Source organism: Clostridium thailandense (assembly GCF_019207025.1).
Classification (GTDB): domain Bacteria; phylum Bacillota; class Clostridia; order Clostridiales; family Clostridiaceae; genus Clostridium_AM; species Clostridium_AM thailandense.
In genome coordinates this window covers 1-13,108 of sequence record NZ_JAEEGC010000020.1, presented here as the reverse complement: position 1 = coordinate 13,108, position 13,108 = coordinate 1, and the positions used below count along the sequence as shown (strand labels likewise).

Sequence of the window (13,108 nt, the reverse complement as noted above, 5' to 3'; positions counted from 1 at the left end):
AATGTAAATATATCCCGGAGTATGAGTTAAGTGTCGGCCGTGGATGTCTATAAAAACTCTATGCTCTATTCCTCTATAATTTTTATACCAACTATATTCATTAAATATTTTGCATTTGTTGTAGTGGATTTACCTATCTTTATTTTATAGTCAAAGAATATTTTATTATTTTTATAATACTCTGAAAAATGATAATTTCTTATTCTTTTATATTTATCTAAGGCACACAATTCTAAATCGTGAGTTGTTAATGCTCCAACTACTCCGGCTTCATGAAGGTTGGCTAATACGTTTTTAGCTCCTATTATTCTATCTAAAGAATTCGTTCCTCTGAATATTTCATCAATTAGGAATATCATTTGCCTTTTTTCAGCTGAGTAATCAATTATGTTTTTTATTCTCATAAGTTCAGCATAAAAAGTTGATATGCCATTTTTAAGCTCATCGCTTATCCTCATAGATGTAAATATATTTAGTATGGAACATCTCATTTCCTTAGCACATACTGGAGCTCCACTATATGCTAACACTAAGTTAATTCCTATAGTTCTTAAAAATGTAGTTTTTCCTGACATGTTTGAGCCTGAAATTATAAATATATTATTTTTCATTTCTAAATCATTGGCTACTCTGTCATTACTATTTATAAGCGGATGTCCCAAATCTTTTGCTTCTACCTCTAGATTTAAATTATCTATAGTAGGAAAACAAATCTCATTATTTATATGCATACAAACACTTAAACTCATAAGACTTTCAAGTTCACCTATAGCTTCAAGCCAACCAAAAATCTTATGTCCGTGCTTTTCCTTCCAATTTTCCACTGAAAAAGCACATTGAAAATCCCATAAAAGAACGGCGTTTAACAAAATATAAAGTATACCATTATATCTTAGATTAATTCTCTCCAAAATCTTATCTAATTCCTTTATCGCATTCATTGAAGACTCTTTCTCATCAAATAATCTAGCTTTTATAGCTTTTAATCTTTCTGCATTAAACTCTTGTTTTTCTATAAGTTTTAATATGCTAACATATGTACTTAAATTGTACTTAAGATAGTCAACAGATTGTAAAATTCTATTAACTTTTAAAACTCCAATTCCCCATATTAATAATTGAATAACAATTATTGCAGCTATCAAAACATACATCTCTTTCATTTTAAAAATTATAATTGCTGCTGAAATCGGAACTGTAATTAAAGGAAGTGCATATATTATTTTCTTTGCTATTTTCGATTTTAATACCACATTGCTATCCTCTGCATAATCAATTAATCTTTGAGGATTTTTCAGCTTATCTTTATATTTACCTGTTATATACTCCATCTCTTGACACAGATCTAATCTACTCTCTAATTCTTTTACAGCCTCTTGCCGTAAAAGAATTTCTTTCTCATCATAATCTGGTTCCAAAAATAATTTAGCCAAACTATTTCTTCCATTTAGCGTATTAGTGGTGTTAACTAATTGAAATAAAGATTCTTTGCCAACTATATCTAAATCCGATGAATATCTATGATTTTTGTCAATAAATTCCTCGCCGATATCATCAAAATCAATCCAATTTCCATCAATTCTAGCTATATATCTCTTATTTATATTTATAATTTCTTTAGAAAAATCCATTTTATTCTTAATCATTCTATGCCAAATTACTAAAGCTATGAATGCAGCATAAGCTGAAAAGCTCATACACAAATATAATACATTATAGTTAAGTTTTAAAGTCATATAAGTACAATAAATAGATAATATAATTGTAAGCAGTCTAATGTTGCTTACAACATTAGACTGCTTTCTATATTTTGGTAAATACTCTTCTTGTTTCTCTATTCGGGTTGTAAACTTATCAGTAATCACATAAATCATCCCTTCTATATTCCATATAGTCTCTGTTATAATTTACTCTATATTCCTATAAAGTTCAACTCCTCTTGTTGTAACTATTTTGTAAAAAATAACATCTGCAGCCAAAAATATAATAAGTATTGAAGGGAATATTATACTAAATATTAAATTAAGCTTTATCGTAATAAATACTACAGCCCCCGCAGCAATTAATCCTATAATCATTCCAATTATAACATTAAAATTTTGTTTTACTGCTCTCTGTTCATTATCCCAATCAAGCTTTGGATAATTAAGGTCTATAAATATACCTACAAATATTGAAAAAATAGTTGCTACAATTGAAAGCACTATGCTTACAATAAAAATATAGATTGGTGGTCTTACAATTGCAGTAACTATCAGAATCATAAGTAGTATACCTGAAAAATTAATTATAAAAGCTGAAAGTACTTTAGAAAGTATCTGCTGCTTATAATCCATTGGTATAAACTTATTTATGAAAATACTTTTTCCTTCTCTAGAAATTGAAGTAATTGCAATAGGATTCATCATAGTAAGCATTACTGATGAGGCAAAAATCACTGCTGCTATTATACCAAGAGTTCTAGCATTAGATATAAACATATTAAAGTAACCATGTGCATTCTTGATAAGTTTAAAAGACTCTGGCTGACTTATCAACGGTATAACGAGAAAGAAAGGCCATATAAAGTTCATTACTACGCAATTCATAAAATATACAGGTGTCCTAAATAAAATATTCAGCTCCTTCACAGTATATGTGAATATCTTAGATCTCCTGCCCGATTGTTTAGCAATTTCTTCTGAACTAAGCATTTTCCTTCTAGCTTGAGTTTGTGTCATACCAATAACGCCTTTTAAATAAAATGCTTCTGCCAAAATTGAAAATAATATTAAAAATATTATTGCAATTAGTAAATATATAAGCATGCTCACAATTCCACTCATATTGCTGCTATTTATAAAGGCTTCTGCTGCATACCTAATATTTATGAATAGTTTAGATGATACCTTAATTAATGAATTGTTTCCCTCTGTCAAAAGTCTAGCCATCTCCTGACCATTTGAACTTGCCTTACCTAACTTCTGTGTTACTAAATTAATTCCTACTACAAATACCAAAATAGCCATTTGTGCTATAGTTTTAAATCTGTCTTTATTCTTAGTAAATCCTGCAAATCTCATAATTAATATGCTTATTAATGCTCCAATTATAAGTGGTACAATAGGTAAAGTAAAAAATATTACTATTCCATATATATAATAAAGTAACCCAGCACCACTTTTAATCCCAAAAGTAACAATAACAGGTGCAAGCACTACAACTTCTGTAAAATATTCATATATTAAAACCACAGTAAATTTTGACATCAAAATTACCGATGGCTTAACAGGCAATACCAGAAGATTCTCTACATCAGAAGAAAAATAAAATACTGACATAACCAAGAATATACCGAATGCAAATATAATAGCACTTGAAACTGTCATTGCAGCAGATAAAATGATACCTTCTTGGTTAATAGACCGTAAAAACTCATAAGAAGTAGCTGTTACACTTGCAAACATACCTGCAAGAGGCAAAAAAGATAATGCTAATATAATATAGAGCAATATTGTCCTTGGGAGCTTTCTTTTTCCATCCTTCGAAAGTCCTGATGAAGAATTTTTTAAGAATATCTTCGTAAGGCTAAAATACTTATTCATTTTGTGTAATCTCCAAGAACATGCTTTCAAGTGATTCATTAACTTTGAAATGCTCCCTCATTTCATCTAATGTACCACTGAATAATATTTTTCCTTTATTGATTACTGCAACTTTATCACATATTTTTTCTGCTACTTCTAAAACATGAGTTGAGAAAAAAACTGTCTTTCCATTTGATACATGCTCTTTCATCATTTCCTTAAGGGTAAAAGCTGCTTTAGGATCAAGCCCGGTCATTGGCTCATCAAGTATCCAAATAGAAGGATCATGAATTAATGCGCCCATCAAGACAATCTTCTGTCTCATACCATGAGAATAACTCTGTATTTTATCATCTAATACGTTGTCTAATTCTAATCTCTTAGATAGATTTTCAATTTTTTTGTTTCTTAAGTCTGATGGTACCTCATACATATCTGCCATAAAATTTATATATTCAATTCCTTTAAGTCTTAGAAACATATCCGGATTATCCGGCACATAACCTAATTCCATCTTAGCTTTGAGCGGTTCTTTCTTTATACTTACACCATTAAGCTTTATATCACCTTCATCTGGTTCCAGTATACCTGTAATCATCTTAAGGGTAGTTGTTTTTCCAGCACCATTATGCCCTAAAAATCCAAATATCTCTCCGTCTTTTATAGTAAGATTCAAGTTATCTACAGCCTTCATGCCTTTATTATAGCTTTTACTTATATTCATTAATTCTATCATATAATATCTTCCTTTCTACACCTTCCCGTAATATTAATAGTTTGTCCTTCATCCTATATAGTAACCAAAGTTTGTATTATTAATTCTTTATTACTCTATTTTAGCTACTTAAATCTGTGTTATGAAATAATTATACAAATCTTTTGTTATACATATAGTAGAACAAACATAATAAAATAGCAATATTCTTTAAATACGTTTTACCTCATATTATAGTCTAAATAACTATAATATATATTCTTTTCTTCGTTTTTCTAAAGAGATATTCATTTTAATTAAAATATTATTTAACAGCTAAAAAAGGCTCTACCTTTTTAGATAGAACCTTAATACTAATGACCTTTATGCTTTTCAAATTTCTTTTGCTGTCTTATCTCGAATTGTCTCTTTTTTTTTCTTCTTTTTGCTCTTTTGAAAATTTTTTTCTCTCTACTTTAATTCTTTCGTACTGCAGTTTCATTGCAAGCTGTGCTTTAGTTCCTATTCCCTTGTTTTCTGTTTCTTTTTTGATTTTCCTTTGAAGCCTTTTTTGATTTATCTTCTTTTCCTTAGCCTCATCAATATTACCCAGTAATATAGAATTACTGAATTTTAGCTTATAAAAGTTTTTCATCATAAATTCATATACTTCATAATCCTTTGGCTCAGAACCAAATACAACCCTTGAAACTTCATATTTTTCTTCCTGTATTCGTTCGAATACTCCAACCCAAAACATTCCTTCAAATATGACTTCAACTCTAATGCATCACTTCTTCATTCAAATAACTTAATCATATAGTATCATTTTCTATAGACTCTCTCCTACCAAGTTGCCTTTTTTAATTTCTTATTTTCATACATAAGACTGATCTACCTTCCTCAATATAATCTTCTAGTGTGTCAGCCTTGTGATCTTTAAAACTTATAATTTTATAGCAATACTAATGAACATTTAACTACTTACTGAATACTATATATCAAAAGACAAGCCTTATATACGCATGAAAATATAATTCTTGGGAGATGTAATTTATGTCACATGAAAATAGTGATTATATCATAAGCAACAAAAGTACTAATCCGCAAAAGGTAGTTAGTATACCCGTTTCATTATTTGAATCAATACAGGGAAAATACTTTGTAGGTCAAACAGAAACTTTAATAGTAGGAAATAAATCAATTGCATGGGCTGGTTTAGTAAATCCACGTAATTCAAATATTAATTTATATGTAAATGTATTTACCATTTCAAATTTTTCCGATGACTATTTAACTGCTGAAATATGGCTCAATACCAATCTTCCAGAAAAATGGCATGTATCTCATAATGTTTCTGCAACAAACACTGCTTTAAATCCACTTCCAAAAAACAAAGTAAACATTAGATTTGTAAGCTCTATCACAACAACTCCTAAATGTGGAATTAATGTATATCGGAGAATAGTACCACCTAATTCAACCCTAGTAGCCGAAGAAGACGGAAAATTTATAGAACCTCCAGGTGGAAACTATGTCTTAGTAATAAAATCAGAAAGTCCAAACCGTGATAAAGTAATAGTTGCATTTGGATGGTGGGAGAAACAAAGGCACTGCTAGACAGCCCAGTTACTCATATTTGAAAAACAGTAAAAATGACTCTGATACACTTACACAGATACCCACACCAAAAAGTAAACTTATACTAAGGTAGATGTTACCAAAGTTGAAAGCACATATAAAAGTTTTTATAGTGTTGAGACTTGGCAACATCAACCAGAGCATAAGTTTACTTTTGACCGTTAGTATCTAATATAGCCCGGCTAGTAAGAGTCATAGCTTCGCCCGCAACGTCATATAAATTTTTATAAGTTTTTTCTCTATGTTTTAGTCTTTTTTTAGAATTAGTTGAAATGAGGTTAATAAGTTCATATCTAGAATTATAACTATTTTATCTTGTGGGTTTCGAATAGCTTAATACTCTCTAATGATTCATTATCTTATAATCTCAATCTTCTATGTTAAGATAGTAATTTCTAAATTTCTTTTGGAATAACTGCTACACTATAATTATATGATATATCTTTTAATAGGGGTTTACCTTTAGCTATATTTTTAACTTCATCCAGGTTTTTTGCTGTAAATATAATTGTACCACCTTTTCTGTTATATACTCCTCCGCCTATTAAATACTTACTTGCCTTTATGTTTCCATTGTTCACCCTTGTGTTACTTTGAACAATTTCTTCAATCTTTTTGTTTTTATAATTAATTTTTATGAAAAGATTGTACTTATCCATTTTTACATCTCCTCCCAATATATAGTTTATAATTCTATACACCGATTGAATTTTATTTAATATTACAACTTTATCACATTAACCCAAACATTTCCCAAAAAAATAAGACAAAAAAGTTAATTTTCGCCTCATTTACACATTTTTTTATAATATTTTATCACATAATTTTTCATATTCCATTCTTTGCTCTATTGCCCACTCTGAATATATATCTTTAAGATAACCTTTTCTCAAAGCATCTAAAAACTTTTCCTTAATTCTATCATCTAAGTTCTCAATATCTTTTATTTTCTCTCTTATAATCCATGAATCACAATATATTCCTGAACCTCTAAAGATATATCCTGATTGTACCTTTTGTAAGTTTTGTGAAAGATTGCATTTCTTTAGAATCTGTCTTACTAAAGCTATATTTGTATAAAAAATATTTCTCGCTTTATCTACAGGAACGTCCTGCCAAACATCTGTCAATATTACCTCTGTAGACAATTCCTTATCCTTATTATCTATAAAATAAGCTAAAAGTTCTTTGGATTTATTAGTACGCCATTTAATACGTCCCTCTTCAATTAAAGGAGCATAAATTCTGAAGTTTCCAAAACAAGCTACAATTATACATGGTGTAAATGGTGGATTTAATTTCTTAAAAATTTCAACAAAGCAGTTCTCCTTTTCACCATATAACTTTAAAAAAGCTATATCAATTTTATTATCAACATCATCTAAAATTTTTTCATCTAACTTAATAATTTTGTGTAACTTTTCCAAACACTCTTCATTGCCATATCTTTTTAGTAGTTTAATAATTTCCTTTTTTCTATCTACATTAAGTTTATAAATTATTTTTGATATAAAATCTAATTCTATATTATGAATTAACCCAATGACTAAACATTCGTTCATTTCAGAATTTGTAATATATACTTGAATATAATTTTGCTTTGCTGAAAGTTCTAAAGACTGCTTTGTATAAAATAAACTTTTTTCATAGTTTTCTTCTATATATATACCTGCCAAAAATCCCGCACATACTGGAATCATAGATTTTACACCTGATTTTTGAGATAGCTTGTAGCCATTTTCAAAATATATTTTAGCTTTTTCTATTTTATCAGCTCTTATAGAAATTATTCCAACTGAATGATATGCTACTTCTACCATAAATTTGGATTCTGCATTAATAAGTTCTAAAAGCGCTTCTTCACCTATCTTCATTCCTTGAATTGTATCACCTTTATCACTCAAGATTAATCCTTTAAGAACCCTTACTAGATATGCAATTTCCATTAAATTTCCACCTTGTTTTAACAGCTCCCCTGATAAATTTGCATATTTCATAGCTGATTCATAATCGCCAATATCCCTGTACAAAGTAGCAAGCTGATAATATACTGCAAAAATATCTTCAACATATCCAAGTGCTTCTTTCCTTCGAATGGTTTTTTCCATCATTTTCTTTGCTTCTTCAAGCCTGCCCATATCCCTATAGATTCTTGCAGCATACAAATCCACTGAAAAACACTCTGTAAGGTTAATTTCTTCTAAAGACATACTATTAGTAATTTCATAATAATGTATTGCCTTACAGTATTCAAAATTCATAAAATATGCTACAGTTAAGTATCTTTGTATAAAAATAGCGAATCTATCTGAACCACGTCTGTTCAAAGTTTCTATTCCCACTTTTAAAGTTACAATAGCATCACTAATATCCCCTTTAATAATATGCCCATAAGCCTTTTGTATAAAAGCATCATAGAGTGTAAAGTCGTCTATTTCATCTGATTTACTAATTACAACTTCTACCGTGTTAATATAACTTTCTATAGAATGTCTATATAACAATATTCTCGCTTGAATCATTAATGCAATACAATGTCCACAAGTATCTGATTTATAAAAATAATCAATTACATAATTCAAGAGTTTTTCAGCCTTACTGAACATTCCCTTATATACATATATATAGGACTGCACAAGCAACACCCACTCATTGTCCTTATAATTTGAAGTATAAAAATAAGCTAACCATCTTTCTACAGTTTTTAATCTTACATTTCTTACTGATTCAATTCCTGCAAATTTAAAGATTTCAATAGCATAATCTACATTGTTACTCTTTATTAAATACTCCATAGCTTCTGAATATTTTTTTATAGAATAGCAGTATTCTCCTGCCCTTTTATACATTACATTTATCTTATTTCCTAGTTTTTCTTGCAAAAACTCTCTGAATAGCTGATGACAGCTATAGACCTTTTCTTTTGTGGAAAGTCTATTTATAAATACATTATTTTCCACAAGAAAGTTTAAGATTTCTTCGGCATTTCTATTTCCAGATACATAAGCACAAATATCTAGTGTTATTTTATCAATTACCGATATAGATAATAAGAAACTTTGTATGCTTTCTGATAAATCATTAAAAACTTGAGAAACAAAGAAGTTAAAAAAAACTTTTTCTTTATACTCAGTTGATTCTTTCGACTCTTTTATATAACTATAGTATTTATCTGATTCCTGTAAAAATATATTTAACGCCATCGGCCATCCTTCACTTCTGTTATAAATATTTTTACATTGATTTTCATCTAATTCAAATGATGGTTGCAAATTATAAAAACTTATAAAATCTTCATAGCTAAACATAAGGTTACTTTTATCTAATTCTATTAAATACCCATATGCTTTAGATTTTGCTAGGTCTACACCCAAACAACTTCTGCCTACTATTATAAGATGTATTTTCTCTGGCATATACTTTAAAAACATATTTAAAAATTTTATAATAATTTTATCCTGTATAAAATGAAAATCATCTAGCACTACATATATTCTTCCCATATTGATTTTTTCAATTTCACTAATTAAGAAAGTTACTATATTATAAGCAACACCATTGGCATCTTTGTCTATATTATGAGAAAAATTAAATCCCATGTCAAAATCTTTTATAAACTCTGAAAAAGCTTTAATAAAATAATAAAAAAATATAGCAGGATCATTATCCTCTTTGTCGATTTGATACCAAACAAAAGGTTTTTTAGAATATTTCACTATCTGAGAAGCCAAAACAGTTTTTCCATACCCACCTGGTGCCGTAATTGTAGTAATTCTCTTCCCCCTTAACTGCTGAACTCTATTAATTAAGTTATCTCTTTTTAGCATATTAATACTTATTACAGGAGGAGCTATTTTTGCTTTAATTACAAAAGGTTGTATCTTATTCAAGTTAACACGTCCTTTTAAAAATCATAAATTTAATACCGTTATCTCCATATTTAGATATTTATTGGTATAATTCTATGAAATGTCCTAAAATCCTGCCAAAAATTTCTTATATAAAACTAAAATTTAACTTTTAAATCTCATAAAATAATATGGTCAAGTTCGTAACCTTAAATATCAAAAATATCCACATTAAACTTACTTTCCTCTTTAACCTTAGATATTTCGTCTAAAAGAATTGGGATAGCATACTTTATATTATCTATATCAGCAGTGCCAATGCTTATTTTTAAAATATTGTTGTTTAAATACTCTTTTAAGTAGTGCTTGTTCATATTAACAACATATATGTTGTTATCCTTAGCTCTCCTAATGACATCAGTTATATTTATATTATTCGTAAATTCAATACAAGAAAAAAATCCTGTATCTGGAATATGCCATTTTATATATGGTATAGCTATAGATAGTGCTTCCTTTTTAAGAAGCCCCATTCTTTCAGAATATATTTTTTTAATCTTTTTTCCATGTGCTTCAAACATTCCACTTTTTATGTAAATTTCCAAAGCTCCTTGAGATAGTACAGAAGTACCTAAGTCTGACCATTTTTTACATTCAGCAAAGGTGTTTATTAATATTTTAGGAACTACTACAGCCGCAATTCTTAATCCAGGCAATAGTATTTTTGAAAAACTTTTTACATATATAACTTTTGATGATATATCCTGATAATACATAGGATAAGTGTTACTCTTAGTTTCTAAGTCAGCAAGATAATCATCTTCGATTATATATACATCATATTTTTCTGCTAATTTTAATATTTGCTTTTTCTCTTCATTAGAATAGCTCGTTCCTAATGGATTATGAAATCTTGGAATAGTATAAAAGCACTTTATATTACAATTTGCAAACTTTCTTTCAAGTTCATCAAAGTCTATACCACCGAATTTTCTCTCTATTCCTATAACTGAAGTATTGTTTATTTCTAATGATTTTAGGACACCATTATAAGTGGGCTGCTCAACTAGTACATTACTTTTTCCATTAGGAAAAGGCATATTGCATAAAATATTTATTGCCTGTTGAGATCCGGCAGTTATGAAAACATTATCAATACTACAAAATACCTGATACTGTTGAAAATATTTTAATAGTACATTTATCAAACTTGGAAGTCCTTTTGAATCTGAATAGCAAAAAAGACTTTCTTTATATATCTCTATGGACTGATTTAAGCAATGTTGAAATTCCTCGTAAGGTAATACACTTTTATCTGGAGTAGCTGAGCAAAGATTGATTACATCTTGTTGGCATGTCTCCTTGTATAGTTCTCTCTTATTTTCTACTAAATAGTACCCGCTTTGAGGTATTGAGTAAACTATATGATTTTTCTGCAATTCATCATAAGCTCTTACCACAGTAACTTTACTGCATTGGAATTTCTCAGAAAGCTCCCTTACCGTAGGAAGCTTTTGTTCATACTTTATATTTTTATTTGATATTTCATCTATTATATAATTTACAATCTCGTTATATTTACTCATTTTCGTACCTCTCTATATCTATAAACCTTTTTAATCATTTTTGTACTAGGACACCTATGTTTTTTAGTTATTGTACTAAGTTCACTTGTATTATACACTTTAATTGTACCATATTAACAGTTCCAAAAGACAAAATAACATAACTTCATGAATAAATCTAAAAATTAAAAAAGAGGTGTATTAGTGTGTATGAAATACTAGAATATAAAAAAGGTGATTTTTATATTACAACAGATTCTAAAAAAATAGATATTGATGCTGTCAGTTCACTTCTCGGACAATCTTATTGGGCAAAGTCTCGAGAAAGAGACGTAATTACTAAATCATTAAAAAACTCATTATGCTTTTCTTTATTTCATAATGATAAACAAATTGGTTTGGTAAGGGTTATCACAGACTATGCTACCTTTGCATATTTATGTGATGTTATAATTGACGATAAGTATAGACATAAAGGTTTAGGAGTATGGCTTCTCAAATGTGTTTTTAAATATCCTGATTTACAAAACTTAAGAAGATGGTGCCTTGCTACAAAAGATGCACATGAGTTCTATAGAAAATTTGGATTTGAAAATTTAATTAAACCTGAAATGTTTATGGAAATGATCAATTCTTAGTATAGATTAATTTAAAATGTTCTCTTTTACCGAATTATTCTCAAAATTATTAATATATCATATATATTGAAGATTATAAAAAGGAAGGAAGTGAGTCTTTAGTGGGTTTGCGTACTTGTGATACACTCTCTCACTAAAGATAAATTATGATTAAAGAAATTAGAACCCGTAGAAGTATACGAAAGTATACTGATAAAGCAGTGGAGGATGAAAAAGTTCTTCAATTACTTGAGAGTGCAAGACTGGCTCCAAGTGGCAGTAATACACAACCAACTCATTTTATTATAGTAAAATCGGATTTAACTAAACAAAAATTATCCCAAGTATCTCACAATCAAAAGTGGATGCTCTCTGCTCCAATTTTTATCGTGTGTGTAGCTGATATACGTTCTAGAGTAAAAGAGAACATATCTATAGACATTAATGAACATAGCCCAGAAGAAGAAGTTAAGCAAATAATAAGAGATGCGTCAATTTCTATAGAACATATATTACTTGAAGCAGAAAGTTTAGGCTTAGGCACTTGCTGGGTTGCATGGTTTACCCAGGATGAAATCAGGCCACTCTTAAATATACCTTCTGACAAATATGTAGTTGGTATCGTAACTGTTGGATATGCTGATGAAACACCAAATGCCCGTCCTAGAAAAAATCTTGAAGAAATAATTCATTATGAAGTTTGGTAAAAACAGGAGGTAATAAAAAATGTTTATTTTGATTTTAAAATATGTAAAACCTATTGAAGAGGTTGAAAAAGAATTGAATTCACATATAACTTATTTAGAAAAGTACTACTCTTTAAAAAAATTCATATGTTCTGGTAGGAGAAATCCAAGAACAGGCGGTGTTATACTTTGTAATGCTGATGATATTGAGGAAATTCACAAAATAATCAAAGAAGACCCATTTTATGAAAAAAAGATTGCTGAATATGAAATAATCGAGTTTATTCCTACAAAATACACTGATGAGTTTAAGTGCTTTATAAACCAACAATAATTCTTGCAAAATCTTCATTAAAAATGTATTATATTCACTATGTCAAGAATTATAGATACCAAAACCAGACATTTAACTTATACGCAGGGATGTGTTTCCAAAAATGAAAGCACATATAAAAATTTTTTTATTATTCTTAGCGAAGTATTTTAGAAAA

General features: G+C 28.7%; 10 protein-coding genes and 1 pseudogene. 4 read left to right on the top strand and 7 right to left on the bottom strand.

Annotation, left to right across the window (positions count from 1 at the left end; translation table 11 throughout):
• Positions 1-65 precede the first annotated feature (65 nt).
• The 4 genes and pseudogenes from I6U48_RS04595 to I6U48_RS04580 form a co-directional block, all read right to left on the bottom strand.
• Entirely contained in the window at positions 66-1,865 is a 1,800-nt protein-coding gene (locus tag I6U48_RS04595; RefSeq protein ID WP_218319233.1) for a MutS-related protein, read from the bottom strand.
• 42 nt (positions 1,866-1,907) lie between these two features.
• Positions 1,908-3,584: a putative ABC transporter permease subunit gene (locus I6U48_RS04590; RefSeq protein WP_218319232.1), complete on the bottom strand. Its 1,677-nt coding sequence runs from the start codon at positions 3,582-3,584 to the stop codon at positions 1,908-1,910.
• Positions 3,577-4,302, bottom strand: a complete 726-nt coding sequence (locus I6U48_RS04585) for an ABC transporter ATP-binding protein (RefSeq protein WP_218319231.1) — start codon at positions 4,300-4,302, stop codon at positions 3,577-3,579. The genes I6U48_RS04590 and I6U48_RS04585 overlap by 8 nt, the downstream gene beginning before the upstream one ends.
• Before the next feature lie 332 nt (positions 4,303-4,634).
• Positions 4,635-5,020, bottom strand: a pseudogene (locus I6U48_RS04580) (YjdF family protein).
• 296 nt (positions 5,021-5,316) lie between these two features.
• Here I6U48_RS04580 and I6U48_RS04575 point away from each other — a divergent pair.
• Positions 5,317-5,880, top strand: a complete 564-nt coding sequence (locus tag I6U48_RS04575; RefSeq protein ID WP_218319230.1) for a DUF6143 family protein — start codon at positions 5,317-5,319, stop codon at positions 5,878-5,880.
• A 416-nt stretch (positions 5,881-6,296) separates the two neighbouring features.
• Here the strand turns inward: I6U48_RS04575 and I6U48_RS04570 are convergent, their stop codons facing one another.
• The 3 genes from I6U48_RS04570 to I6U48_RS04560 all read right to left on the bottom strand — a co-directional run bounded on the left by I6U48_RS04570 (position 6,297) and on the right by I6U48_RS04560 (position 11,335).
• On the bottom strand, positions 6,297-6,560 hold the full coding sequence (locus tag I6U48_RS04570; RefSeq protein ID WP_218319229.1) for a hypothetical protein: 264 nt from the start codon (positions 6,558-6,560) through the stop codon (positions 6,297-6,299).
• Positions 6,561-6,704: 144 nt separating this feature from the next.
• Positions 6,705-9,791 (bottom strand): winged helix-turn-helix domain-containing protein, encoded by a 3,087-nt coding sequence (locus I6U48_RS04565; RefSeq protein WP_218319228.1) that lies wholly within the window; start codon positions 9,789-9,791, stop codon positions 6,705-6,707.
• A gap of 167 nt (positions 9,792-9,958) precedes the next feature.
• Positions 9,959-11,335: an aminotransferase-like domain-containing protein gene (locus I6U48_RS04560; protein ID WP_218319227.1), complete on the bottom strand. Its 1,377-nt coding sequence runs from the start codon at positions 11,333-11,335 to the stop codon at positions 9,959-9,961.
• A 185-nt stretch (positions 11,336-11,520) separates the two neighbouring features.
• On the opposite strand from I6U48_RS04560, the gene I6U48_RS29540 reads away from it, so the two are divergent.
• The 3 genes from I6U48_RS29540 to I6U48_RS04545 all read left to right on the top strand — a co-directional run bounded on the left by I6U48_RS29540 (position 11,521) and on the right by I6U48_RS04545 (position 12,951).
• Positions 11,521-11,952, top strand: a complete 432-nt coding sequence (locus tag I6U48_RS29540) for a GNAT family N-acetyltransferase (RefSeq protein ID WP_218319226.1) — start codon at positions 11,521-11,523, stop codon at positions 11,950-11,952.
• 146 nt (positions 11,953-12,098) lie between these two features.
• Positions 12,099-12,638: a nitroreductase family protein gene (locus I6U48_RS04550; RefSeq protein ID WP_218319225.1), complete on the top strand. Its 540-nt coding sequence runs from the start codon at positions 12,099-12,101 to the stop codon at positions 12,636-12,638.
• Between the two features lie 19 nt (positions 12,639-12,657).
• A complete protein-coding gene (locus I6U48_RS04545; RefSeq protein ID WP_218319224.1) occupies positions 12,658-12,951 on the top strand; it encodes a YciI family protein in 294 nt (97 codons plus the stop codon).
• Positions 12,952-13,108 lie beyond the last annotated feature (157 nt).